27 protein-coding genes are annotated in these 24025 nt (G+C 55.5%); 15 read left to right on the top strand and 12 right to left on the bottom strand.

Annotated elements, in window-relative coordinates; all coding sequences use genetic code 11:
* Nucleotides 1–192: 192 nt before the first annotated feature.
* From C4520_08930 to fliQ, 12 genes are all read right to left on the bottom strand, one after another.
* The gene (locus tag C4520_08930; GenBank protein ID RJP22010.1) at nt 193–486 is read right to left on the bottom strand and encodes a hypothetical protein; all 294 of its coding nucleotides are present in this window, start codon (nt 484–486) and stop codon (nt 193–195) included.
* The gene (locus C4520_08925) at nt 483–1793 is read right to left on the bottom strand and encodes a flagellar hook-length control protein FliK (protein ID RJP22009.1); all 1311 of its coding nucleotides are present in this window, start codon (nt 1791–1793) and stop codon (nt 483–485) included. The genes C4520_08930 and C4520_08925 overlap by 4 nt, the downstream gene beginning before the upstream one ends.
* Nucleotides 1793–2329 carry a hypothetical protein gene (locus C4520_08920; GenBank protein RJP22008.1) on the bottom strand — a complete coding sequence of 179 codons (537 nt, stop codon included), beginning with the start codon at nt 2327–2329 and terminating at the stop codon, nt 1793–1795. Before C4520_08920 ends, C4520_08925 begins: the two co-directional genes overlap by 1 nt.
* Nucleotides 2316–3203: a FliA/WhiG family RNA polymerase sigma factor gene (locus C4520_08915; protein ID RJP22007.1), complete on the bottom strand. Its 888-nt coding sequence runs from the start codon at nt 3201–3203 to the stop codon at nt 2316–2318. Before C4520_08915 ends, C4520_08920 begins: the two co-directional genes overlap by 14 nt.
* A complete protein-coding gene (gene fliN, locus C4520_08910; GenBank protein RJP22006.1) occupies nt 3142–4110 on the bottom strand; it encodes a flagellar motor switch protein FliN in 969 nt (322 codons plus the stop codon). Before fliN ends, C4520_08915 begins: the two co-directional genes overlap by 62 nt.
* Before the next feature lie 16 nt (nt 4111–4126).
* Nucleotides 4127–5113 carry a flagellar motor switch protein FliM gene (gene fliM / locus C4520_08905; GenBank protein RJP22005.1) on the bottom strand — a complete coding sequence of 329 codons (987 nt, stop codon included), beginning with the start codon at nt 5111–5113 and terminating at the stop codon, nt 4127–4129.
* A gap of 99 nt (nt 5114–5212) precedes the next feature.
* Complete coding sequence (locus C4520_08900) at nt 5213–6064, bottom strand: MinD/ParA family protein (protein ID RJP22004.1); 852 nt, start codon at nt 6062–6064, stop codon at nt 5213–5215.
* Nucleotides 6061–7224 carry a flagellar biosynthesis protein FlhF gene (gene flhF / locus C4520_08895; GenBank protein RJP22003.1) on the bottom strand — a complete coding sequence of 388 codons (1164 nt, stop codon included), beginning with the start codon at nt 7222–7224 and terminating at the stop codon, nt 6061–6063. The genes C4520_08900 and flhF overlap by 4 nt, the downstream gene beginning before the upstream one ends.
* Nucleotides 7214–9298, bottom strand: a complete 2085-nt coding sequence (gene flhA, locus C4520_08890; protein RJP22002.1) for a flagellar biosynthesis protein FlhA — start codon at nt 9296–9298, stop codon at nt 7214–7216. Before flhA ends, flhF begins: the two co-directional genes overlap by 11 nt.
* Nucleotides 9299–9404: 106 nt before the next feature.
* Nucleotides 9405–10511 (bottom strand): flagellar biosynthesis protein FlhB, encoded by a 1107-nt coding sequence (flhB, locus tag C4520_08885; GenBank protein ID RJP22001.1) that lies wholly within the window; start codon nt 10509–10511, stop codon nt 9405–9407.
* 9 nt (nt 10512–10520) lie between these two features.
* On the bottom strand, nt 10521–11300 hold the full coding sequence (gene fliR, locus C4520_08880; GenBank protein RJP22000.1) for a flagellar type III secretion system protein FliR: 780 nt from the start codon (nt 11298–11300) through the stop codon (nt 10521–10523).
* 122 nt (nt 11301–11422) lie between these two features.
* Nucleotides 11423–11692 carry a flagellar biosynthetic protein FliQ gene (gene fliQ / locus C4520_08875; protein RJP21999.1) on the bottom strand — a complete coding sequence of 90 codons (270 nt, stop codon included), beginning with the start codon at nt 11690–11692 and terminating at the stop codon, nt 11423–11425.
* Between the two features lie 372 nt (nt 11693–12064).
* On the opposite strand from fliQ, the gene C4520_08870 reads away from it, so the two are divergent.
* From C4520_08870 to C4520_08800, 15 genes are all read left to right on the top strand, one after another.
* Entirely contained in the window at nt 12065–12628 is a 564-nt protein-coding gene (locus tag C4520_08870; protein RJP21998.1) for a translation initiation factor IF-3, read from the top strand.
* A 70-nt stretch (nt 12629–12698) separates the two neighbouring features.
* A complete protein-coding gene (locus C4520_08865) occupies nt 12699–12893 on the top strand; it encodes a 50S ribosomal protein L35 (protein ID RJP21997.1) in 195 nt (64 codons plus the stop codon).
* Nucleotides 12894–12932: 39 nt separating this feature from the next.
* Complete coding sequence (locus C4520_08860) at nt 12933–13313, top strand: 50S ribosomal protein L20 (protein ID RJP21996.1); 381 nt, start codon at nt 12933–12935, stop codon at nt 13311–13313.
* A complete protein-coding gene (gene hisA, locus C4520_08855; protein ID RJP21995.1) occupies nt 13291–14046 on the top strand; it encodes a 1-(5-phosphoribosyl)-5-[(5-phosphoribosylamino)methylideneamino]imidazole-4-carboxamide isomerase in 756 nt (251 codons plus the stop codon). The genes C4520_08860 and hisA overlap by 23 nt, the downstream gene beginning before the upstream one ends.
* Nucleotides 14043–14900 carry a prephenate dehydrogenase/arogenate dehydrogenase family protein gene (locus C4520_08850; GenBank protein ID RJP21994.1) on the top strand — a complete coding sequence of 286 codons (858 nt, stop codon included), beginning with the start codon at nt 14043–14045 and terminating at the stop codon, nt 14898–14900. Before hisA ends, C4520_08850 begins: the two co-directional genes overlap by 4 nt.
* 8 nt (nt 14901–14908) lie before the next feature.
* Nucleotides 14909–15559, top strand: a complete 651-nt coding sequence (locus C4520_08845) for a dTMP kinase (GenBank protein ID RJP21993.1) — start codon at nt 14909–14911, stop codon at nt 15557–15559.
* Nucleotides 15556–16656, top strand: coding sequence for a DNA polymerase III subunit delta' (gene holB / locus C4520_08840; protein ID RJP21992.1), 1101 nt, complete (start codon nt 15556–15558; stop codon nt 16654–16656). Before C4520_08845 ends, holB begins: the two co-directional genes overlap by 4 nt.
* Before the next feature lie 125 nt (nt 16657–16781).
* On the top strand, nt 16782–17525 hold the full coding sequence (locus C4520_08835; protein ID RJP21991.1) for a hypothetical protein: 744 nt from the start codon (nt 16782–16784) through the stop codon (nt 17523–17525).
* Between the two features lie 8 nt (nt 17526–17533).
* Nucleotides 17534–19069: a methionine--tRNA ligase gene (gene metG, locus C4520_08830; protein ID RJP21990.1), complete on the top strand. Its 1536-nt coding sequence runs from the start codon at nt 17534–17536 to the stop codon at nt 19067–19069.
* Nucleotides 19070–19088: 19 nt separating this feature from the next.
* Entirely contained in the window at nt 19089–20435 is a 1347-nt protein-coding gene (locus tag C4520_08825) for a YchF/TatD family DNA exonuclease (GenBank protein RJP21989.1), read from the top strand.
* Nucleotides 20436–20448: 13 nt separating this feature from the next.
* Nucleotides 20449–21435: a tryptophan--tRNA ligase gene (gene trpS, locus C4520_08820; protein ID RJP21988.1), complete on the top strand. Its 987-nt coding sequence runs from the start codon at nt 20449–20451 to the stop codon at nt 21433–21435.
* A complete protein-coding gene (locus tag C4520_08815) occupies nt 21432–22145 on the top strand; it encodes a segregation/condensation protein A (GenBank protein RJP21987.1) in 714 nt (237 codons plus the stop codon). Before trpS ends, C4520_08815 begins: the two co-directional genes overlap by 4 nt.
* Nucleotides 22146–22167: 22 nt before the next feature.
* Nucleotides 22168–22533, top strand: coding sequence for a YraN family protein (locus tag C4520_08810; GenBank protein ID RJP22011.1), 366 nt, complete (start codon nt 22168–22170; stop codon nt 22531–22533).
* On the top strand, nt 22469–23338 hold the full coding sequence (locus C4520_08805) for a sugar phosphate isomerase/epimerase (GenBank protein ID RJP21986.1): 870 nt from the start codon (nt 22469–22471) through the stop codon (nt 23336–23338). Before C4520_08810 ends, C4520_08805 begins: the two co-directional genes overlap by 65 nt.
* A gap of 45 nt (nt 23339–23383) precedes the next feature.
* On the top strand, nt 23384–23830 hold the full coding sequence (locus C4520_08800) for a GNAT family N-acetyltransferase (GenBank protein ID RJP21985.1): 447 nt from the start codon (nt 23384–23386) through the stop codon (nt 23828–23830).
* Nucleotides 23831–24025: the final 195 nt, after the last annotated feature.

Genomic DNA, 24025 nt, shown 5'->3' with positions numbered 1-24025 from the left:
AGATGAAAATGTAAAATAAACTGTTTCAATAAAATCTCTGCGAAAGCAGGAATCCAGGGTCTGGCAGAAGAAGACAAATCTCAATTACGGGACAGCCTCAGAGAGAGTATTTGTATTTGAGAGAAGTTAGAGGGAATGCGGGATAAGGAACTTGAACTTCGGAGGGCCGAATAATCGTGAAAGTCAAGGTCTTTAAAGCGGAAAAGTTTTCCTATTCATGCGATATATGAAGGCGAGCACTTCCGCAATTACCTGATATAGCTCGATCGGAATCAGGTCGTAGAGTTCGATTCGAGACAAGAGCTCAACGAGATCCTTATCCTCGTGCACTGAAACGCCATAACTTCGCGCCACTTCTATGATTCGCTCGGCGACATGACCTTTTCCGGCAGCGATAACACGAGGCGCCTGCTCCTTGGCGGGATCGTATCGGAGCGCCACCGCCTTTTTTCGGTCGTTTGCAGCTTTTTTCGTCTCGTCAGTCATACGCAGATATTGATTCCGCCGGTACGGCTCAGCAGAAGGTCATCGACCAAGGAAAGACTTTGCTGGTCTGCTGTTACAAGGACCCCGATATGAGCGACATGACAATCGACATTTTTCAGTGCCTGTCTGAGACTTTCCACATTTTCTTCGATAAGTCGTCCCACCCATTCATGAGAAGTTTTGAACTGGCAAGTCATTTGTCCGTCGAAGATGGAGATACTGGCTTTGATGTTGCCCAATGAGGAAGCCGAGACTGCTATTGTCACGGTTATATTCCGGGCGTCTATCTTTGTGTTTTTTTTCTGTTGCTGCGTGATCAGGATTTGAACTTGCTGAAGGCCGCTCGATTCAGACATCGGCAATTGGATATAGAACTGACCGGAAGGAAACAGATGAATGTTCAGGAGTTGTTGTGCGCGCACAGTCTCAAATAAGCGCGTCAGGTTCTCGATCAATTGGGGCTGAAAATTATTTTGCCGGGACCCGTCTGCGCGTATGCGGGAAAGTTCCTGCAATGCCTGTAACAGGGCCAGCTTCAGATCATTGCGGACCGGCTGCTCATCCTGATGCCCGCCTGACTCTCTTAGCAGCCGGGCTTCAAGAGAAAGGCCGGAATTTTCGGCCGCAAAAGCCAGTTTCTCCGCAAAGGCTTTCTCTTCCGGCTTCAAGAGCATATTTGACAGGATTTTCAAAAGGGAGTCGAGCCAAGGCAATTCGGCCGGGATGACATTGTGCAGATTCTGAAGCATCGACATAAGGGCTGACACATCTTTTTGAACTATCATGGCTTCGCTGTAGAGACGGGATATCTCAGCGAATGCGGGGGCAGGCTTCTCAAGTTTCTCCGCGGCGGACGGCTGAGCGCCGGATTGTTCGGTGGAAACAAAAAAGACAGGCTTACCTCCGTGCATATGCACTTGACCCTGCACAAGCGTACCGGGCTCCGGGCTCAGGAGTTGCGGGCGAGATTGGGCGTGAAGCTCGATTCCATCCAATGCAATCAGTAGTCCGGCAGAATCAGAAGAAAGGACTTTACCGGTCACCATTTCATTCGGTTTGAGCGCCGGCAGGAGCACAATGTTGATTTGTGAAAGATTCTTTTGGACGCAGGCGAACACCTGCCGGCCCGGACTGAGCAGGTCGGCCGCACGCGCAATAGCCGTGAGGCCGGAGAAGCTGATGAGGCGGGAACCGTCGGGCTCGATACGGACCACCTTGCCCGCCAGCAAATCGCCATGCCGCAGATTTTCAAGGGGGGACGCAGGAAATGAGGCGGTTAACTGGAGGTTTAGAGGCGGAAGAGACATTAATTCGTTTTCTTGCGCAGGCTCAGGATGAGCTGGATTTCTCCTTTGCCCATTCGGACATGCCGAGCGATTTCGTCCAATGAGCGGCCTTCATCCGCCAACGTGTATATTTCCTGATATCTGCCGGGAGGCAGGAGCGGCTCGTCTTCATCTTCATCTTCGTTCATTATAAGTTGTTCCGAGGGCGACGCATCATACTCCTCTTCCTGCTCGGCCTGCATGTCGAAATCGTCCTCCGCGTCTCCGTTGCCGGCGCCGGGCGAGGAGAGCTCTTTACACTTGATATCGGCTAACTGCAGCAATTCCTTTAGCTGTCCGAGCTTTTCCTCGAGGTCATTGGTTACTTCCTGACTGAGCCCCTGCAGTTCATGCAGCAACTCGTTCAGCGAGCCTTGCAGTTTGAGAGCGTGATTGATTGAGGCGTTGGATGGAACAAGATTTTTTCCTTCTCCGTTCTGGTCCGGTTTGCCGATCCAGAAAGATAAAGAAATAAGTCCGATTCCCGATATGATAAGGAAGATTTCAAGAGTAAGCATCTCGTAATCCTATCTGCAGATGACGCTGCAACTTTTTAATGACCGCACGGTGAATCTGGCAGACACGCGATTCAGAAACGTGCAGAAGCTCGCCAATCTCCTTCAGTGTCAATTCGTCAAAGTAGTAGAGGGTGATCACCTGCCGCTCCTGTTCGGGCAGCCGCTGAATCACCTCGGCCAGCCGCTGCTCGGCCTCGTTTCTTGCCGCCGAGTCTTCCGGCGACGGAGATGTGCCGCCGGTAACCTCTGCCAGCGTAAGCTCGTTTTCCTCCTCGTCAGTGGAGACGGCATTGTCCAGCGAAATCATATATGCCCCATAGACGTCGGATTTCAAGTGAAAGAGCATGTCATCCGTCATGTCCAGCCGCGCGGCCAGTTCCGTATCGGAGGGCTCGCGTCCCAGTTCATCCTTCAAGCCGCTGTGAGCTTCCTTCAACTGGCGCGCCTTCCTCCGCAGCGATCGCGGCGCCCAGTCCAGCGAGCGGATCTGATCGAGGATGCTTCCGCGTATTCTGACCGAAGCATAGGTTTCGAAGCTGGTTTTCTGATCGAGATTGAATTTTTCCGTCGCGTCCATCAGCCCGAGAACGCCCCATCCGATCAGGTCGTCTTCCTCTACGTATGAAGGCGATGCGAGAGCCATTCGGCCGGCGATGTATTTGACCAGGCCCAAATAATTGATGATAAGCGCATCTCTGGCCTCGGTGCTGCCTTGCGCCTTGAACTCTTTCCAGAGGATGTCCAGGTCTTTCTTGTCGAGTGAAACCTGTTTCACCGAGATCTCCGTAAATACAAGCTCCCGTCTCCGCCGGTTATACCAAGCTGCGAATCCTGTCTTTCTGGCTGATGATCTCGGTGATCTTGATCCCGAAATTTTCCTGGACCACCACGATTTCGCCCCGAGCGATCGGCCGGTCGTTTATCACCAACTCGATCGGCTCATCCACGAGCCGGTCGATATCGATGACAGAACCGGGAGCGAGCTTCATGATCTCCCCAATGGGCATCTCGACGTGTCCCAATCGAGCATTGAGCTTCAGTTGTATGTCCAGAATGAGGTCGATGTTTTCCATGGGAGGCTCCGCTGCACCGTAAGACGCCAAACGATTTTCCGAGTCATCCATCCGTTCAAGTTCCATTCGCTCAAACGGGCTAACGACGGTCTGTGCCGAAACGGCTCCGGGTTCCGCGAGGATCTCAATTACATTCAGCGGCAGCACAACAGCCATTTTGCCGGCAGGCTCGCCTCCGGCTGTGATGAGAGCGGTCGCTCGCACGAACGGCCCGGGCAGGTCCTCGAGCAGGCGCTCGCGCTCGTTCCGGTCACAGACGGTTATGCTTTGCAGGGAGCCGAAAGCTCTTCCCGTTGCCGCTTTGCACGCGCCCGTAAACGCATCGACTATCGGCCGGACGAATTGATGGAGGGACGAGATATGCTGTCCTCGGGCGGTGACATCCTTTTCCACCCGACCGGAGGTTATGAAATTGGCCACGCGGGTGGCCGTGGAAATATCGAACAGAAAGACGCTCCGGTTCCCGAATTCGGCAGAAAGATCTACATCGGCTACCACCGGCATCTCCTCGATCAGCTTGGCGAGTTCCGGACGTGAAACCTGCCCGACAAGCGCAATGACGCAGCTCATCTTTTTGTCTTCCGATTCCGGGTAACCGGCCGTGGCGGAATCGAGAATGTCCGTCAGCGCCCTGGCGAAAGCGCGACGCGGGGTTTCAAGAGAATGTTCTTCCCCTGGTTCGGGATGCCGCTCCACCTCTTCTGCCATGACGTACCTCCGCAGTCTATTGAATTCTGGTGACAATCTGGAAAGCCTGCCGGCTTCCAATGCGTCCTTGCTTCGCTTTGAACTTTTGTTTTCCGCCGACACAGATGGTTATGCAGCTTTCGTCCGCCGTGCTGTTGTCGAGCCGAATGATATCGCCCACCTGCAGATTCAGGAGATCATGAACATAAATAGATGAGCCTGAAAGATATGCCTCCACACTGGTGCTCGCCCGAAATACTATGTCCTTGACCGCGGCGGCCGTTTGAGCTCCCTTTTGGTCCGGCTTGGCTCCGTAGAATGTATATTCGGCGCCGACCTTCTCCAGCATGGGCTCGATCGCGAGCACCGGCATGCACAGGCTCATGGCGCCGGTGATTTCGCCGACGCTCAGCTCGAACCTGAGCACGAGCACGATTTCGCTTCCCGTCACGATTTGCACGATTTGCGGATCGTTCTCCTGCGCGATCAGTTTCCACGAGAACCCGGCAAGATGTCTCCAGGCGCGAACCAGGGTGCCCAGCACCAGGTCGATGATTTTGGCCACCAGTTTCTGCTCGATTTCCGTCAGCTCGCGCGCCTTCGAGATGGCCATTCCGCGCCCGCCGAGCAGGCGGTCGATGATTGGGAAGATGAGCGACGGATTGAATTCCAGGATCAGGTTTCCTTCGAGCGGGGGAAGCTGAATTATGTTGTAGGAGGTAGGATTCGAAACGGACAGAATGTACTCCTCATAGGTGATCTGATCGACCGAGGCGACCACTGCGCGCGCGATCACTCTGAGAGATCCGCCGAGCGCGGTGCTCAATTCGCGCGCAAACAGTTCCGAAAGCGTTTGGAATCCCCGAAACTGCTCCTTTGAGACCCGCTCGGGACGCTTGAAGTCGTACCGCGCCACGTGATAACGCTTCGCGGGCGGTTCCGGCCGCTCCGCCTGCAGCGGCTCGGCTTCGGAGACAGCCGCCAGAAGGGCGTCAACTTCTTCCTGACTCAGAATATCAGCCATGCTTCTTTGCCTCGAGTTTCAGGTGATGCATTATACCATATAGTTGCAGGGATTCAAGCGATCCACGCCGACACGATCATGCTGCCTGGCGGTTGCGGATCACGCTCCGAAATATGCCGACAGCCGCTGGATGAAGCCGTCGTTGTCCGCTGACCCTTTCTGTTCTCCATTTAACATTTTAGCGGCTATCTGTTTAATCGCGCGGGTTGCCGCCGCCCGCGGAAACAGCTCGGCCCAGGGCTGCCGCCGCATGACAGCTTTCGGAACGCAGGGATCGTTCGGCACTCCGCCAAGAATGACCAATTGGAAGTTCAGGAATTGGCGGGAAACTTGCGCCACCCTTTGCGCCACTTCCAGCGCCTGCGCCTCGGTGCTCGCCATATTCACCACCAGTTGGATTTTGGCTTCGGGTTTCTCGCTCTGGAGCACCTTTATCATCGCATAAGCGTCGGTGATCGCCGACGGCTCCGGTGTCGTCACCAGCAGGATCTCGTCGGCGAGAACGGCAAGAGCGATCACATTTCTTGTCAGTCCGGCGGAGGTATCGATAAGGATGATATCGGCCTCGCCTTCGACTTCCCTGAAGGACATGATGAATTCATGCCTTTTGCGAGTGTTCAAATTGGCGACGTGCGGGATGCCGGAGCTGCCCGGTATAACTTTGATCCCGGCCGGCCCGAACACCAATATGTCCTTTAATTTCATGTGACCGTCGAGAACGTGCTGCAAGTTGAACCGGTTCTTTAATCCAAGCAACACATCCACATTGGCAAGCCCGAGATCGGCGTCAATGATGAGAACCCGCTTGCCCAGGCGCGACAGCGAGATAGCCAGGTTGATGACGACATTGGATTTACCCACCCCTCCCTTGCCGCTGGTGACGGTGATGACGCGCGGATGCGCCCGATATGCGGCTGCGAGCTCGCGCAATTTCTGGGCCTGGTCGATCATGTATCACCATTCCTGAAGAGCAACGAAACCAGGCTCGCCTCGGTTGCGACTTCGATATCGTCGGGGACGTCCTGCCCGGTGGTCAGATAGGAAACGGGCTTCCCATGAGCTGCGAGCGCGTCAATGATTGAGCCCGGCTTACTGCATTCGTCCGCCTTCGAGATGATAAAGGTGGATACGTCCGCAACACCGAACTTCTCGATGATGTTATCGATTTCTTCGCGATGGGTTGTGGCGCTTACAAGAAGGTGGTTTTCGTCCGGCTCCGCGGCGTCCAGAAAATTCTTCAACTCGACGAGCCGGGTCTGATTTTGCTGACTGCGGCCGGCGGTATCGATAAAAATCAATTCCTTGTCGGCCTGCCGCCGGACCGCATCGCGCAACTCTTTGGGGGTAAGAACGACGTCCAGGCTCACTCCGATGATATCGGCGTATACCTTCAATTGCTCGACAGCCGCGATCCGGTAGGTATCGGCGGTAATAAGGCCGACGCGCCGCCTCTCCTTTATGGAATAGTGGGCGGCGAGCTTCGCGATCGTAGTCGTCTTCCCTACGCCGGTGGGACCGGTCATTACCACTTTCTTTCTTCCGCCGCTCGGGCACATGATCGGCCCGCAGAGTTTGACCAGCTTTCCAATTTCATGGCCGACCTTTTTCTTCACCGTGGCCTCGTTTTGGAGGTCGGCTCCATTCAAATCCGTATGTACCGCCCCCATGATCTTTTTTGCCAGTTCGCGGGAGGCGCCGGCAGCAATCAGCCGGTGGTAGAGATCGTTCAATAGCTGCGGATACTCCGGGTCGCGCACGCATTCTTTGGTAAGGGATTCGACCTGGGACTTGAGCGAGAAGAGTTCCTTCAGTATCTCTTCGGGGCAACCATCGGCCGCACTCGTCCGGACCGCCGGCGCTGCGCTCGACGCCGGTCGCGCAGAACTGTAGCGGGCGCAAACTTCCCTCCGGCGCGAGAACTCCGGCGCTGTATCAGCGATATTTACATCGCGCGAAGCCACGATCTCGACTACTTCTTTTTTCCCGAGCCCGAAAAGGCCGCCCTGATAAAACGTCTTTGTGTTCAGGATGACGGCTTCCGCCCCGAGCTCCTGTTTGACCTGCGCCAGGGCCGCCTGCATCGAATGTGCGCGATACCGCTTAAGCTCCACTTTCGATCTTCACCATCCTTTCGGCCTGAAGCCTGATTTCCTGCACGATCTCGGCAAAGCTGAGCACGACGAGCCCCGGAAGCGAGCTTTGAACCAGGCGCTTGAAATACGGTCGCACTTTCGGAGAGGTCACAATGATCGGTTGCCGCCCTTCATTCGCCATTTTCTTGGATTCGGCCGCCGTGGCCGAAATGATCTTCTGCGCCGTGACAGGGTCGAGCGCCGGATAGGTGATGCCGTCGGATTCTTTCAGCGACTCGGTGATCTTCTGCTCAAGGCGCGGGTCCAGCGTCATTGCATAAATGCGCCCGTTGTCGTCCATGTGCTCCTGACAGATATTGCGGGCGATCGCCTGGCGGACGTATTCAGTCAGCACCACCGGATCTCTCGTCCGGCGGGCATAATCGGCGAGAGTTTCCAGGATCAACTCCAGGTTGCGGATAGGCACCCGCTCCTTCAGCAGGTTCTGCAGGACCTTCTGAATTTCACCCATAGTGAGCTGGTTCGGAACGAGCTCCTCGACCACGACCGGGCTGTTTTTCTTGGCGTTCTCGATGAGGTTGCTTACATCCTGCCTCCCCAGCAGCTCATGCGCCCGCGCGTTGATGATCTCGGTGAGATGGGTAGCCAGGACCGACGGCGGATCAACAATCGTATAGCCCAATTGCTCCGCCCGCGGCCGTTGCGACTCGGTAATCCAGATGGCATCCAATCCGAACGCCGGTTCTTTTGTTTCGATTCCGGGTATCTTCTCCATGATGTTACCCGGGTTCATGATCAAGAGATGGTCGGTGAACAGGGTTCCGCGAGTGATCTCGTTTCCCCTGATTCTAATGGCGTACTCGTTGGGCTTGAGCATCATGTTGTCGCGGATCCGGATGGGCGGCAGCACAATGCCGATTTTGAGCGCCGTCCGGCGGCGGATATCAGAGATCCTGGTGAGCAGATCGCCTCCCTGCTTCGGGTCGGCGAGTGGAATGAGCCCATACCCGATTTCGATCTCCATCGGATCAATCTTCAGGAGCCCCTCCACATTTTCAGGAGCACGCGGGGCCGCCTTCTCCTCCCGCGCCCTTATCTCACGCTCCTCTTTCAGTCGTTTCTGTACTTGTGTCCGGTTCAGTTGATACCATGTAATACCGGCGGCGGCAGCCGTGAACAGGAACGGGAAGGTGGGCATACCGGGTACAACGGCAAAGATGACCAATAATACGGCCGCAATACCAACCGCTCGCGGAAAAGTGAACATTTGCCGCGTGATATCGCTGCCGAGGTTGGTCTCGGAGACTGTCCTCGTTATGATGATGCCGGCCGAAGTAGAGATAAAAAGCGCCGGCACCTGAGCGACCAACCCGTCGCCGATCGTGAGCATGGTATAAATTCTTGCAGCTTCATTGAGGGAGAATCCCCGTTGCATCACCCCGATGATCAAGCCAAACACGATATTGATCGTCGTGATGATCAAACCGGCAACGACGTCGCCCCGGATGAACTTGGTGGCGCCGTCCATCGCGCCGTAAAAATCCGCCTCGTCCTCAATGGTGCGCCTTCGCGCGCGCGCCTCGTCCTCGGTGATCAGCCCCGAGTTCAGGTCGGCGTCTATACTCATCTGCTTACCCGGCATCGCATCAAGAGTAAAGCGCGCCGCAACCTCCGAAATGCGGCCCGCGCCGCGCGTGATCACGACGAACTGGATAACCACCAGGATGAGGAAAATAACCAGCCCCACAAGGTAATTTCCCCCGACAACAAATGAGCCGAAGGCCTCGATGACCCTTCCCGCATACGCATCGATCAGGATCAAACGAGTCGAGGCGACGTTCAGTGCCAGCCGGAACAGCGTCGTCACCAGCAACAGCGACGGGAAGACCGAGAACTGCAGCGGTTCCCGGACGTACATCGTCACGAGGATCATCAGCACCGAGATCGAGATGTTGAATGTAAGAAGCAGATCGAGCGTCCACGCCGGAATCTTCACCAGCATGATGAAGAGAATGCCAATGATGATGAGAGCCACAACCACATCCTGGTTGCGGATCATCCGCAAGAACCTGCTGCTCATCACGGTCTGCATCTGTCATTCACCCGACAGGCGCCCACGCCCATCTGAATACCGTGTTTCCGAATAGTTTCAGCCCCTTTTCCCGGCGGCGCAAAAAGGAATCAATCGAAGAGAGCGCCTACCGCGCCGCCGCCTGCCTCGCACCCATCCACTGCTCGCGGCTGCGTCGGTCTATCTGATATACATATGCCAGCACTTCGGCCACTGCCTGGTACAGTGTCTCCGGTATCGGCGCGCCGATTTCAACACTCTTGAACAGCGTCTGCGCCAGTGGGGCGTTCTCCACAACCGGCACATTGCTGGCAATCGCTTTTTCTCGGATCCGATCGGCCATAAGCCGTGCGCCTTTGGCGACGACAACCGGCGCGCGCATCTTCTCCATCTCGTACCGGAGCGCGATCGCCAGCGTCGTCGGGTTGGTAATGACCACGTGCGCCCGCGGCACCTCGGCCATCATCCGGTTCATCGCCATCTGCCTCCGCACGCGCCTGATGCGGGCCCGTATCTGAGGATCGCCCTCAAAATCCTTTATTTCCTGGCGCACCTCTTCCTTCGTCATCTTGATATCCTGCTCGAACTGGTAGCGCTGAAAAGCGTAATCTAACAATCCGAGCACCATGAACGCAATCGCAATCCTTAACCCGAGCGTAAACGTAAGCTTGCCGAAAAAGGCCCATGCTCCCCACACATCCACATTGGCCAGCGCCACCAACCGCTCAAAGTGGCCCCTGATCGTGACGAAGGCAATCACCCCTACGATGACGATTTTAAAGACAGCCTTCAGGAGTTCCACCAGCGCGCGCCCTGAAAACATCCGCCGAAACCCGGCCGCCGGGCTCAGCTTTTCGATGCGCGGAATCAGAGGATATCCGCTCATTTTGAAGCCGACTTGCACCACATTTGTCAGGACCGCGACCGCGAAAACAACCACCATGAACGGAAGGAAGAAATCGGTCACCTGCAGTCCCGCCCGCAGCATCAGCGCCTGCATCGAGTGCACATCGACCTCGAGTGCAGCGGCGTCTTCCAGGTATGCCCTCGTGAAGTCGGTCAGCAGTTTCATGAGGCGCGGTGCAAGGAAATACAGCGAAAGTATGGACGCGAAAAGCACGAGCGCCGAATTCAAATCAATGCTCTTGGCGACCTGCCCTTTCTTTCTTACCTCTTCCCGCCTGCGCGGGGTCGCCGGCTCGGTCTTCTCACCGGCATATTGTTCGGGCACAATCTCACCACCTTAAAACTGACGCATGATCGAATAGACGTTTGTCACCATCAGGTCGAAGGCCCGGCTCAAGTACGGCTGAAAGAACGACAGCGACAGCGCAACGACGATCATCCCGAGCGCGATGCGAACGGGGAATCCAACGATCAACAGATTGATCTGCGGAACCGTCTTGGCGATAATGCCGAGTGCCGCATTGTACAGCATCAAAACCGCTATAGTCGGTGCGGCTATTCTCATGGCGATGACGAACAGGTCGCCAAAAGCCTTCACAATCCCTCCGAGAACCAATCCGGAGAATCCCGCGGTCGAAAGGGGGATTACGCTAAAGCTGTCGGTCAGCGCGCGTATCACCCAATGGTGGGCATCCATTGCCAGAAAGATCAGCGTCGCAATCAGAAAATGGAACAAGCCCATGATCGGAATCTGCACGTCCTGCATCGGATCGATCAGACTGACAATGCTAAAGCCCATCTGAAAATCAACGATCTGACCCGCGTACTGGATCGCGGCGAACAGAAACGTCAGCGAAACGCCGAGGACCAGGCCCACCAGCACCTCGTTTATCGCCAGCCATCCCAGCGGGACTACATCCAGCGGCAGCAGATCATAAGGTATTGCAACAATCGGAAGCAACACCAGCGCCAGGATCAACGACAGGAAAATCCTCACCTGTGTTGGCACTGCTGTTCCACCGAAAACGGGAGAGGCGAACAGCATGGCGCCCACACGCATGAAGATCAGCAAGAAACCCTCAAACTGCGACAGCGTAAAGATGAACGGGTTTTCCATACATCTCTTCGTTGTTCCCGCCCCGAAGGCGCAGGAAGCTTTGAGGAACTATACCGACGCTATTTTGCGGTTCCGCGTGTTGGGGGGCATCAAGGCGAATGTGACAGGCTCCGGCCCCCTCCTTATTTGCCGAACATCGGAATCTGGATGAACAAATTGGTTGTAAAACCCAGGAACACTCGCAGCATCCAGGGCAGAAAGATAATGGTGGCGATAAAGACAGCCAGGATTTTTGGAATGAAGGTCAGCGTGAACTCCTGGATCTGCGTAACCGCCTGGAATATGCTGATGACTAACCCGACGGCCAGACCGGCCAGAAGCGGCGGCGCCGCGATGAGAAGGGTAACGAGCAGAGCATCGCGGCCGATGTCGATGACAGCTTCAGGACTCATAGTGATTGCATCACCCAGCGCGACCAAGAACGATTGACGTGACGGAAAAGCCGAAACCTGTTCTGCCTCTTGTTGTTGAAGTATACCATCCAATTTGCGGGCTTGTCAAGAAAATCAGGGGCTCACAATACAAAATGTTGTTATCCTTTTGTCAAAAACCTCATTTCTCACCTAAATCTTGTGGATACTGTCGAAACCCTCTGGGCCGGATACGCTTGACAAGAAATGCAAGCATGTGCTAGTATTCAGTTTAAGAGAAAAAATAGGAACGTGAGAGAAATCCACAGGCAGAAAGCAGAAGCCGCAGCTTCTCACCTTGAAGCGCCGGGTGCCGCTCAAGGTTATGAGACTCGCGCATAACGCGCGGGAAAGATGGCTTTTGCCATCTTTTTTTGTTTTCAGGTTTTTGGGAGGTGGTACGCAATAAAGCCAACGGAGCCAAGAGTCAATGAAAGAGTCCGCGCCAGATCAATCCGGTTGATTGGAGCCGACGGAGAACAAGTCGGCGTAGTCACAGCGGATGAGGGCCTGAGGCAGGCTCGCGAGCTGGGGCTCGATCTGGTCGAAGTGGCGCCCAAGGCCACTCCGCCCGTTTGCAGGATCATGGACTATGGCAAGTACAAGTATGAGCAGAGCAAGCGGGCGAAAGAGGCAAAGAAGCATCAGCATGTTATCAATGTCAAGGAAATGAAGTTCAGGCCAAAGACTGAGGAGCATGACTACCAGTTCAAATTGAAGCATATACAGAAATTCCTGGCGGAAGGAAACAAGACGAAAGTGACGGTGATGTTTCGCGGCCGGGAAATGGTTCATACCGAACTGGGCAAGAAGGTTCTCGAGCGGCTGATTCAGGAGACACAGGATATCGCAAGCGTTGAACAGCCGCCACGGCTCGAGGGCCGAAACATGACGATCGTCCTGGCGCCCAAGAATTAGGTGTTCAAAAAATCATTTAACCGACAAGAGAGCAGGGAGTTTTTTTGTCTGGATTGAGAGGAATTCCAACATGCCGAAGATGAAGAGCAACCGGTCGGCGGCAAAACGGTTCAAGAAGACCGCTACCGGAAAATTCAAGCGAAGCCGGGCTTACAAAGGGCACCTGCTGACAAAGAAGACGAGCTCGCGCAAGCGGAAGCTGAGGAAATCAGCGATCGTTTCCAAATCCGACCAGAAGAGGATCGAGCGCATGATCTCCGTCTGACGATTTTTCAGAATCATATCCTGAAGGAGTGAATAAACAATGCCAAGAGCACGCAACAATCCGGCGTCGCGCAATCGGCGCCGTAAAGTCCTGAAGTCGGCGTCGGGGTACTATGGCGGGAAAAGCCGCATGTTCCGCACCGCCAATGAGGCCGTCATTCGGAGTCTGCGCTTCGCGTACCGCGACCGGAAAGCCCGAAAGCGGGATTTTCGCAAGCTATGGATCACCAGGATCAACGCGGCTGCGCGGTTGAACGGGCTGTCCTACAATCGCCTTATTGACGGGTTGAGCAAGGCTTCGGTCGATGTTGACCGCAAGATGCTGGCCGAACTGGCGGTGAACGACCGGCAGGTATTCAGTCAATTGGTGGAAATCGCGAAGGCGCATCTGGATAAAAATGGTTCTGTATCCGGCGATTGACCTCAAAGGCGGCCGCTGTGTCCGCCTTGAACAGGGCAAGCCGGAACGGGAAAAAGTTTATTTCGATGATCCCGCGACGGTCGCCCGCCAATGGGCAGCCCAGGGAGCTCAGTGGCTTCACGTTGTCGATCTCGATGGCGCACTGTCGAGCGAGCCGCGCAACCTGCCCTCATTAAAGACCATTCGCGCCTCCGTCGATATCCCTATCCAATTCGGAGGAGGCAATCGCACCATCGATGCGGTCTCCGCTGTTCTTGCCATTGGCGCGAATCGAGTCGTCCTTGGTACGGCGGCGCTCCAGTCGCCCGATTTTCTGCGCGAAGCCTGCAGCAAGTTCGGTGACAGAATCGCCGTCGGTATCGATGCTCGTGATGGGAGAGTCGCCATAAGAGGGTGGCAAGATGTCACGACCATGGATGCCGTCATGTTTGCCGAACAAGTTGAGCGAGCAGGCGCAGGACATATCATTTACACCGATATCGCCCGCGACGGAATGCTGACCGGCCCGAATCTTCAGGCCCTTAAGCACATGGCCGACCACTGTTCTGTCTCGCTGATAGCTTCCGGCGGGATTGCGCGCCTGGATGATGTCGCCGCCGTCGCGCGTCTCGCGCCGGGCAAGATCGTCGGCATGATCATTGGGAAAGCTTTGTATGAGGGCGCATTCAGTTTGCCGGAGGCCCTGATAACCGCAAGGAAAGCCTCCTTGTCTTCAAGACAAAACACGAGATGAATCCTTTCTTTGAAAAAGTCGCTATTATCGGCGTGGGCCTGATTGGGGGCTCTATCGGGCTGGCGCTGAAAAAGAGAGGGCTCTGCGGCTCTATCACCGGCCTGGGACGCAGCCACCAGTCGCTTGCAAACGCCGCGAAAGCGGGTGCGATCGATGAAGCCGCCCCGGATATTCCCGAAGCGGTTAACGGAGCCGATCTGGTAGTTGTATGCACGCCGGTCGGATCTGTGGCCGGAGTTATTGCGGAAATGGACAGCTCACTTGAAGAGAATGCGTATGTCACCGACGTAGGCAGTACGAAGCTCAATATCGTGCGCGCCGTTGAGGAACTTCCGCGGGCTTCGATGCGGTACGTCGGCAGCCATCCGCTCGCCGGGTCCGATCGGAAAGGAGCGGCTCACGCCTCGGCCGATCTTTTTGAGGGGGCGGCCGTATTCGTGACGCCGACGTTGGCCACGAATCCGCAGGTGAATGAGACCATTCAGGAGTTGTGGGCGCGGCTGGGCGCGAAAGTTGTTGAGGTTGCGCCGGAAGCCCACGACAGGATTGTGGCCCGCACCAGCCATCTTCCCCATATTGCGGCCTCCCTTCTGGTCGCAGGGCTGAGGACGCTGTCCCCTGAGGACAACCGGCTCGTTGGAAAAGGCTTTCTTGACACCACGCGCATCGCCGCAAGCGATCCCGAGATGTGGACCGAAATCTGCCTGGAGAATATCGAGGAGATAAGAGAGGCGATGGCAACCCTTCGCGAGGACATGGAAGAGTTCGATTTATATCTTAGCGAGGGCTCTTACGAGAAATTGTTTGAATTTTTTCGGTCGGTAAAAATAGTCCGGGATTCTTTTGATTCGTGAACGATCGGATGGGCGCGAAATTTATCACCATAGAAGGCGTTGAGGGGAGCGGCAAAACGACGCAGGCCGCTTTGCTCGCCGACTACTTGCGCAGGCAGGGCATCGGTCTTGTTGAGACCCGCGAGCCCGGCGGGACGGAAGTCGGTGAACAAGTCCGGCAGATACTGCTGTCGCCGCTGTCTGCGGGTCTGGCGCCGATGGCCGAATTACTGCTTTTTCTCGCGGCGCGCGCGCAACTTGTCAAGGAAGTCATTGTACCCGCGCTTCAGAGCGGAAAATGGGTGATCTGCGACCGGTTCTTTGACGCGACCCTTGCATATCAGGGGCACGGCCGAGGGATCGACGGCAAGATCATACGAAAATTGAACGAGCACGCGACCTCCGGGCTGAAGCCCGACGTCACATTCCTGCTCGATCTTGACATCGAGGTCGGCATTCGCCGCGCAGTGTCTGCAAAGCGCGAATTTACCGGCAGCCGCGGCGGCGACCGGCTCGAGCAGGAAGACAAAGAATTTCACCGGCGGGTGCGCGAAGGTTATCTCGAGCTCGCCCGGCCGGAACCCGACCGTGTGAAAATTATTCCTGTATCCGGCTCAATCGAACACGTGCACAAAATCATCGTGTCACTTATAGAACCGTTTCTCGTGAAGGTGCAATGAATTTCTCATCTATCGCGGACCAGCCGACTGCGGTAAAAACCCTGCGGTCGGCGCTCAGCAAACAGAGGGTGGCTCATGCCTATCTGTTCCTGGGCCCTTCAGGCGTGGGGCGCAAACTGACGGCGCGAGTATTCGCGGCCGCCTTGAATTGCGAGGGCGCGCTGGATGAGCGGCCGTGCGGAGCCTGTCCCTCGTGCCGGCTGATTGGCGAAGGAAGGCATCCCGACGTCCAGATTATCCTGCCGACGAAGAGGTCGGCCACCATCACAGTCAACCAGATAGAGGGTCTTCTTCCTTTCGCGTATATGCGCCCGATAAAAGGAAGAACCAAGGTATTCATCTTTTCCGAGGCCGATCGTCTCGGACTCGCTTCAGCGAATAAGATGCTGAAAACTTTCGAGGAACCGCCTCCCTCCACTGTTTTCATACTGATTACTGATCGGCCGGAAAATATGCTGCCGACAGTCGCCTCACGTTGTCAGCCGGTGAAATTCGGCAGGCTTACCGCCGAAACCATCAAGAAAATTTTGGTCCGCGATTTCCATGTTGAGGCCGGACGCGCTTCGGTTGCCGCCGAGCTTGCTGAAGGACAGGTTACGCGCGCGCTTCAGTTCACCGATCCGGAACGGCTCGAGGCAATTACCGGGATCATCAGTTCGCTCGGCGGATGTTCCGAGCGCTTGCAGGCTTATGATCGGCTGCTCGCGCTGTTTAACGATGAACGACTGAAACTGCAGGAACAGGCCGAGAAGGATATCGCGCCGTCGCCGGAAGAGGCGGGAGCTTCGGCGAAATCGGCCTTGGCCGATCTCAGAAAAGCTTTTGTTGACAGGCATTACCGGGAGTTTTTGAATGACTGTCTCGGATTGCTGCTTACGTTGTATCGGGATATACTGATATTAAGGGAGACAGGCATCGACAAATTCATCTTTAACCGAAACAAGGTGAAACTGCTCCGCGGCCTGGCTGAACGCATGAGTTCGGCGGTTCTGCTCCAGAACGTGGAGTCCATTGACCAGGCCTCCGCCTACTGTTCACATTATGTTGCGGAAGACAGGGTCTTTCTGGATCTCCTGTTCGGGTTGCGCCACGCGTAGCGGGCAAGGTGCTATCTCCGCTCCCTGCGAAATAGAGTCATGCCATGGATGCGGACCGGCGAGAAAATCGCCTCCCAATAAAAGCGCACGCCTCCGATGCGCTGCTTCGCAAGAGGGTGTTGTAAATGATTTGTATAGGAAAGATAAAATTCAAGAGTGAAAACCGCCTTTTTTCTTTTCAATCGGAAGGATTGAGTCTGAAGCCAGGCGATTGGTGCGTTGTCAAGACCAATATGGGGTTGAGACTGGGAGAGGTGATTGTCGAGCCGCGACCGATCGACTTCGAGCCGAAGTGCCTGTGCGGGATGATGAAGGCGATTCGAAAGGCGTCGAGCGAGGACAAGAAGAACTATGAGGAGTTGCTGCGCCTCGAAGAAGAAGCTTTCAAAATCTGCGAAAACAGGATAGAAGAACGCGAATTGAGCATGAAGCTTGTTGGCGTTGAGGTCGCTTTCGACAAGAGCAAAATCCTCTTCTACTTCCGGTCGGAGACGCGCGTCGATTTTCGGGAGCTGGTGAAAGACCTTGCCCACCAGTTCCGCACCCGCATCGAATTGCGGCAAATAGGAGTTCGCGATGAAGCCCGCATGGTCGGCGGAATAGGATGCTGCGGCCGCCCATTGTGCTGTGTCTCATTCCTGCAGGAATTTTCGCCCGTCTCGATCAAGATGGCGAAGAAACAGAGCCTTGCGCTCAATCCGACAAAAATCTCGGGACAATGCGGAAGACTGATGTGCTGCATCCAGTACGAGTATGCCTGTTATGCGCAGGCGGGGGGACCGGCAAAGGAAACGCCCGAGGAGGATTCCGCGGACGTTGTGGACGAAGCCGGAGACATCGAGACGCAATCCGGAGAACAAGGAGCATAAGAGTCCGCATGTCGAAAGGGAAATTCTACCTGACCACACCGGCATACTATGTGAATGACATACCTCACATCGGTCACGCCTATACCACGATCGCGGCCGACGTGCTTGCCCGCTTCAAGCGGATGGAGGGCTACAACGTCTTTTTCGTGACCGCTACGGATGAACACGGCATCAAGATACAGCGATCGGCGGAGGAGCGAGGAAAGACGCCGAAAGAATGGGCCGATATTGTCGTTGAGGGATTCAAGAAGGCTTGGAAAACGCTGAACATAAGCTATGATCACCTGATCCGGACAACTGACGATTACCACGAAGCAGGCGTGCAGGCTTTTTTCAAAACGCTTCAGGACCACGGCCACATCTACCTGGGTGATTACGAGGGGTGGTATTGCGTACCGGACGAGGCCTTCTGGACTGAAAAACAACTGGTGAATGGCAATTGTCCGGAATGCGGCCGAAAGGTCGAGAGAGTAAAAGAGAAAAGCTATTTCTTCAAGCTTTCCGCCTTCGGCGAAAAGATTCTCGAACACATCCGACAAAATCCGACTTTTATTGAGCCTGAGACCCGCCGCAATGAGATCGTTAGCCGAATCCAGCAGGGATTGATGGATCTGAGCATCAGTCGGACCACCGTCAGTTGGGGCATTCCGGTTCCCGGCGACGAAAAATGCGTTATTTATGTATGGGTAGACGCCCTGATCAATTACATAACCGCGGTCGGGTTCGGAACCGATCAAACAAAGTTCCGCACATACTGGCCGGCGGATCTGCACCTGATCGGAAAAGAGATTTTGTGGTTTCACACCGTGATCTGGCCAGCCATGTTGATGGCCGCAGAGCTTCCGTTGCCCACCCGCGTGTTCGGACACGGCTGGTGGACGGTTGAAGGCCAGAAGATGTCAAAATCGCTCGGAAACGTGATCGACCCCATCAAGCTGGCCGATTCGTACGGACTCGATGCGGTACGCTACTTCCTCCTGCGCGAGGGCACGTTCGGCAAGGACAGCGATTTTTCGCGTGCGGCCATGATCACCCGGATCAATAACGAACTGGCCAATGATCTCGGCAACCTCTTGAGCCGGACGCTCGCAATGATCAAACGGTACAACGACGGCTTGATCCCGCAGCCCGATCCCGGCGAGGAGGACGCGCAGTTGCGCCAAATGGCGAGTTCCTTATTCTCCCGCATGAAGCCGCAGATGGATCAGCTCCAGTTCAGTCTGGCCCTCGAGGAGATCTGGGCGTTCGTGCGCCGGTGCAATAAATTTGTGGAGGAAAACGCGCCATGGGAACTGGCGAAATCACCCGATAAGAAGGCGCGGCTGGATACGGTGCTCTACACGCTGGCCGAGTCGCTCCGGATCATCACCACACTTCTTGCGCCGTTCATGCCGCAGGCGGCGGCGCAGATGTATGAGCAACTCGGGCTCGACCGATTCGATGAGCTTAATTTCGAGCACCTCGATCAGTGGGGGCGCCTCGACCCCGCATCCCGAATACGGCCGGGCAAGCCCCTGTTTCCGAAGGTGAAAGAGAGTGATTGACACACATTCACATCTGCAAATGCCGGACTTTACCGATGACTGGGCGGCAGTCCTGAAGAATATGGAAGACGCAGCGATAGAGTATTCGCTGGTGATCGGGTTCGACCTGGAATCGAGCAAGCGGGCCGTCGCGCTGGCCGAACAGAACTCGCGCCTTTTGACTGCCGTCGGCGTTCACCCTCACGATGCGGCAACCGTTGATTCCGCCGCCGTTGAAGAACTCAGGAAGCTGGCGCGACACCCGAAAGTGGTGGCGATCGGCGAGACCGGTCTGGATTTTTATCGGAACCTCTCGCCGCGCGACAGCCAGTTTGCCGCGTTCGAGGCGCACCTGGCCCTCGCCGAGGAACTGCATCTGCCGGTGGTCATCCACGATCGGGACGCCCACGAGGAAGCCGCCGAAGTCATCTCTCGATATGCCGATAAACTGGCCGGCGGAGTCCTCCACTGCTTCTCGGGGGACGATCGGCTTGCAGAGCGCGCACTCGAATGGGGCTTTTATATCGCCGTCGGCGGGACGCTGACATATCCGAATGCCGAGGATTTGCGTGCGGTCATCAAGCGGGTGCCAACGGAGCGATTGGTGCTTGAAACCGATGCGCCATATCTCGCGCCCCAGCCCCGGCGCGGCAAACGAAATGAGCCCGCTTTCGTCCGTTACGTGGCCGAGGAGCTGGCGCGGCTGAAAGGTCTCAGCGTCGACGATATCGACCGGATCACGTCGCTCAACGCGAAGAACCTGTTCGGACTGCCGCTTAATGAGAACGGACAGGTGATCGTTTATCCGATACGCGATTCTCTCTACATCAATGTCACCGGCGCCTGCACCAACGAATGCGCGTTCTGCACGCGCTTCAAAAGCCCGTTTGTCAAGGGACATAATCTGCTGCTCAAGCGCGACCCGTCGGCGGAGGAAATCGTCGGCGCCCTCAACACACATCCGCTCAGGTCCTACAAGGAAATCGTGTTCTGCGGATTAGGCGAGCCGCTCCTGCGGTTGGACGCGGTAAAGCAGGTGGCAATGAGCCTCAAACAGAAGGGCTGCGCCGTCCGGATCAACACCAACGGGCAGGCAAACCTTTTTTATAAGCGCAACATTGTTCCCGAGCTGGAGGGGCTGGTCGATTCGATTTCGATCAGTCTGAACAGCTCCAACGCGGAAAAGTATTATGAGCTTTGCAGGCCGAAGTTCGGCCCGAAAACCTTCCTTTCAATCCTGGATTTCATACGCGAAGGCAAGAAATATATTCCTCGCGTCTCCGTGACGGCGCTCGATATCGATCCCGATGAGCTCGAAGCGTGTCGCGCGCTTGCGCGGGAGCTTGGCGTCGAATTCAGGGAGAGGCATTATAACGAGGTCGGATAGTCCGGAGACAATGATGCAAAAGATGAGGATATTGAGCGGCATGCGCCCGAGCGGAAAACTGCACATCGGGCATCTTCTCGGCGCCTTGAGCAACTGGAAAAAGCTTCAGGACGAAGGCCACGAGACGCATTATATGGTTGCCGATTGGCACGCGCTTACGACGGAATATGAAAACACGCAGGACGTGCAATCGAATATCCTCGAGATGGTTTACGACTGGCTTGCCGCCGGACTCGACCCGAATAAGAGCGTCATTTTCGTCCAGTCGCACGTCAGGGAACACGCCGAACTGTACCTGCTGTTTTCCATGATTACGCCGCTCGGATGGCTCGAGCGCGTTCCCACATATAAAGAGGCCCTGGAGGAATATGAGGGACGCGATATCGCGACTCATGGATTCCTCGGGTATCCGCTGCTGCAGGCTGCGGATATTCTGGTTTATCGGGCGCACGCGGTTCCCGTCGGGCAGGATCAGGTCCCCCACCTGGAATTCGCGCGCGAGCTGGTTCGGCGCTTTCATCATCTGTATTCGGAAGTCTTTCCCGAACCGCAGGCGCTGCTGACGGAGACGCCGTACGTTCGCGGCATTGATGGGCGAAAGATGAGCAAGCGTTACGGAAACGCGATTCTCCTTTCCGATTCCGAAGAGGAAACAACCGAGAAGGTGATGAAGATGCTCACCGACCCGGCCCGCAAGAGAAAGAGCGATCCCGGCAATCCCGACATCTGTCCCGTCTTTGATCTCCAAAAGATTTTCGGAACTGAGGAATGGGTGAAGCGCGTGGATCGGGAATGCAGGACGGCGCAGATCGGCTGCGTCGAAGATAAACAGGCGCTCGCCAGGTTCGTGAACGATTCGCTCCGCCCGTTTCGAACGTCGCGCCAACGGATTGCGGCGGAACCCGAGCGGGTCAAGGCGATCCTCGCCGAGGGCGCGGAGAAGGCGCGAAAGGCGGCGCGGGCCACAATGGCGGAAGTCCGGAAGGCGATGCGGATATGAGCTACAAACTCAAGTTGAGCAAATTCGAGGGTCCTCTCGATCTGCTGCTTCACCTCATTAAAGTCAATGAAGTCGATATCTACGATATTCCCATCGCTCTCATCGCGGATCAGTACATCGAATACATGAATATGATGAAGGAACTCGACCTGGATGTCGCGAGCGAGTTCCTGGTGATGGCCGCCACGCTGATGGAGATCAAGTCGCGGATGCTGCTGCCGACGCAGCCGGACGAGGAAGATCCGGAGGAAGACCCCCGATTTGAATTGATCGAGCAGATTCTTGAATACAAGAGATATAAAGAATTGGCCGGTCACCTCAATGAACGAGGGGAGAATGAAAGCCGGTATTTCCAGCGGGATTTCAAAGAAGATGCCGATGTGGAAAACGGCGAGGCGCTGTTGGAGGTATCCCTCTTCGACCTGTTGCAGGCATTTCAGCGGGTGCTCGAATATGCGACCGACGAACCGTTTCGAGAGATCACGCTCGAGGAAGTCTCAATAGAGGATATGATGGCTGACCTTCGGGCAATCCTGCATGAAAAGGAAAATCTGCTGCTCGAAGAGATCTTTCAGAATCGCCCGCGTTCAAAAATCGTTCTGATCACCACGTTTCTCGCCTTGCTCGAACTCATCCGCTTGAAGGAAGTGACGGCGAGGCAATCGAGATTGTTCGGTGAAATTCGAATTTTTTCGCTGGAAAAAAAGTGAAGCGGAGCCGGCGGCGGTTCATCTGAAACGCGGAGCCGAGGGCGAAGACTTTGCGGTGCGCGCTCTGAAAAAAGCGCATTATAAAATAGTTGAACGCAATTTCCGCACTCCCATCGGCGAGATCGACGTGGTCGCCCGCCAAAAGGATTGTCTGGTTTTCGTCGAAGTGAGAACCCGAAGCTCGATCGATTACGGGCTTCCCCAGGAAACCGTTGACGCGCGCAAGAGAGAACGGATGTGCAAAACCGCACTGTGGTACCTGCAAAAGAATCGGATTGAAGATGCCCCGTGCCGTTTTGATGTGGTGGCCGTATTGAGGAAAGATGGAAAAGCAAAGCCCGAAATCGAGATCATTAAAGACGCGTTCAGGCCCGAACAGAGATGGTGAAGCGCCAGCGGTGGACACGTCTCGATACGCCGTAACGATCCCATTCGACGCGCTCCCAAGCAATATCGAGTTCCTCAAAAAGAACCGCCTCAACGTCGAGATCATGATGTACGATACCGGCTGGGTCCGCAATTATCCTTATGCGGAAGTCAAAGCGATGGGCGAACGGCTGTCGGCGGAGGGGATCGGCGTGAGCGTCCACGGGCCGCTTTTCGACCTGAACCCGGGCAGCCTGGACAGGATCATCCGCGATTACACGAAATTCAACTTCATGCGCTGCCTCAACATCAGCGCGCTCCTCAAGGCGTCGATCGTGGTGTTTCACCTCGGCCTCAACCCTCTCATTCCGAAGGATTACCGCGAATTATGGCTGAAGACCAGCATGAAAACCTGGAGGCCGGTCGTTAATCAGGCAAAAAGACTCGGCATCGTCATCGCCATCGAAAACATGTTCCTGAACGCGCCGCACCTGCTCCGGGATGTCGTCGATTCGGTTGATTCCCCCTATATGCAGGTCTGCCTCGATATCGGGCACGTGAACGTCTATTCGACCGTCCCGCTTGAGGAGTGGCTCCGCGTTCTCGGCACGAGAACCGTCAAGATTCACATCAATGATAACGACGCCCGAAACGACCTGCACCTCGCGTTCGGCGAGGGCAACATGAACTATGAGCTTGTTTACGCTCTGTTGCAGAAACACCGGATAAACGCGATCATGACCCTCGAGATGACGCCCGACAAGCTCCCGCAGACATTCGCCTACCTTTCACAGCACAAGCTTACACTGCCATCGCTGAAGACGTGAAGGGCCGCACGCTCAGCACTACCCTGCCACGGGTGGGAGACCAGGATGATTATTCGGCTGGCGGAACAAGACGACCTCCAGCAGTGCCGGGAGCTTGATGCAATTGTCAGCGGGCTCCACTCCCGGAAACAGTTCCTGGAACAGAGAATCCGTCACCGCAGAGCATATCTTTCGATCGAGGAAGCGCGCGTTGTCGGGCTTATAACGTTCCAGACCAATTTCATTGATTGCCTCTATATCTCCCTCATAATTGTGCACCCCGATTTCAGGCGCCGTGGCATCGCGCGAAAACTGATCAATCAAGTAGCCGGGCATTCCCGAAACGGAAAGCTCTTCAGCTCGACCGAAGCCGACAACGAGCAATCGATAAAGATGCACGAGGCGCTGGGTTTTCAGTTCAGCGGCTATATTGACAATCTCCCGCAGGGAAAGCGCGAGATCCTCTTCTGCAAAAACGTGGCCCGATCCTCTGGCCCGATCCCCCTTCCCTAAAGTAACACGCCATCTTCCGGCCGACGGAAAAAGCAAGTAAAAGAAAAGAAAGGCACGCCATTTCTTAGAGCTTATCCGTAAATAATTATTGTCTTTTAGGTTCTTCTCCGATTTAGTTGTTGCCTGAGAATGCCTGTATGACTTTAAGAGTAAAATATCGGTTGTCATGGAATCCGAAGGCGCGTTTGGAAATGC

Source organism: Candidatus Abyssobacteria bacterium SURF_5 (genome assembly GCA_003598085.1).
Taxonomy (GTDB): Bacteria; Abyssobacteria; SURF-5; order SURF-5; family SURF-5; genus SURF-5.
This window is presented reverse-complemented; position numbering and strand designations above follow the sequence as displayed.

Bases quoted from the DNA above. Each gene is read 5' to 3' on its own strand.
- C4520_08930 (RJP22010.1), bottom strand. From the start codon at position 486: ATGACTGACGAGACGAAAAAAGCTGCAAACGACCGAAAAAAGGCGGTG.
- C4520_08925 (RJP22009.1), bottom strand. From the start codon at position 1,793: ATGTCTCTTCCGCCTCTAAACCTCCAGTTAACCGCCTCATTTCCTGCG.
- C4520_08920 (RJP22008.1), bottom strand. From the start codon at position 2,329: ATGCTTACTCTTGAAATCTTCCTTATCATATCGGGAATCGGACTTATT.
- fliN (RJP22006.1), bottom strand. From the start codon at position 4,110: ATGGCAGAAGAGGTGGAGCGGCATCCCGAACCAGGGGAAGAACATTCT.
- fliM (RJP22005.1), bottom strand. From the start codon at position 5,113: ATGGCTGATATTCTGAGTCAGGAAGAAGTTGACGCCCTTCTGGCGGCT.
- C4520_08900 (RJP22004.1), bottom strand. From the start codon at position 6,064: ATGATCGACCAGGCCCAGAAATTGCGCGAGCTCGCAGCCGCATATCGG.
- flhA (RJP22002.1), bottom strand. From the start codon at position 9,298: ATGCAGACCGTGATGAGCAGCAGGTTCTTGCGGATGATCCGCAACCAG.
- fliR (RJP22000.1), bottom strand. From the start codon at position 11,300: ATGGAAAACCCGTTCATCTTTACGCTGTCGCAGTTTGAGGGTTTCTTG.
- fliQ (RJP21999.1), bottom strand. From the start codon at position 11,692: ATGAGTCCTGAAGCTGTCATCGACATCGGCCGCGATGCTCTGCTCGTT.
- C4520_08870 (RJP21998.1), top strand. From the start codon at position 12,065: ATGGCTTTTGCCATCTTTTTTTGTTTTCAGGTTTTTGGGAGGTGGTAC.
- C4520_08865 (RJP21997.1), top strand. From the start codon at position 12,699: ATGCCGAAGATGAAGAGCAACCGGTCGGCGGCAAAACGGTTCAAGAAG.
- C4520_08860 (RJP21996.1), top strand. From the start codon at position 12,933: ATGCCAAGAGCACGCAACAATCCGGCGTCGCGCAATCGGCGCCGTAAA.
- hisA (RJP21995.1), top strand. From the start codon at position 13,291: ATGGTTCTGTATCCGGCGATTGACCTCAAAGGCGGCCGCTGTGTCCGC.
- C4520_08850 (RJP21994.1), top strand. From the start codon at position 14,043: ATGAATCCTTTCTTTGAAAAAGTCGCTATTATCGGCGTGGGCCTGATT.
- C4520_08845 (RJP21993.1), top strand. From the start codon at position 14,909: ATGGGCGCGAAATTTATCACCATAGAAGGCGTTGAGGGGAGCGGCAAA.
- holB (RJP21992.1), top strand. From the start codon at position 15,556: ATGAATTTCTCATCTATCGCGGACCAGCCGACTGCGGTAAAAACCCTG.
- C4520_08835 (RJP21991.1), top strand. From the start codon at position 16,782: ATGATTTGTATAGGAAAGATAAAATTCAAGAGTGAAAACCGCCTTTTT.
- metG (RJP21990.1), top strand. From the start codon at position 17,534: ATGTCGAAAGGGAAATTCTACCTGACCACACCGGCATACTATGTGAAT.
- C4520_08825 (RJP21989.1), top strand. From the start codon at position 19,089: ATGCCGGACTTTACCGATGACTGGGCGGCAGTCCTGAAGAATATGGAA.
- trpS (RJP21988.1), top strand. From the start codon at position 20,449: ATGCAAAAGATGAGGATATTGAGCGGCATGCGCCCGAGCGGAAAACTG.
- C4520_08815 (RJP21987.1), top strand. From the start codon at position 21,432: ATGAGCTACAAACTCAAGTTGAGCAAATTCGAGGGTCCTCTCGATCTG.
- C4520_08805 (RJP21986.1), top strand. From the start codon at position 22,469: ATGGAAAAGCAAAGCCCGAAATCGAGATCATTAAAGACGCGTTCAGGC.
- C4520_08800 (RJP21985.1), top strand. From the start codon at position 23,384: ATGATTATTCGGCTGGCGGAACAAGACGACCTCCAGCAGTGCCGGGAG.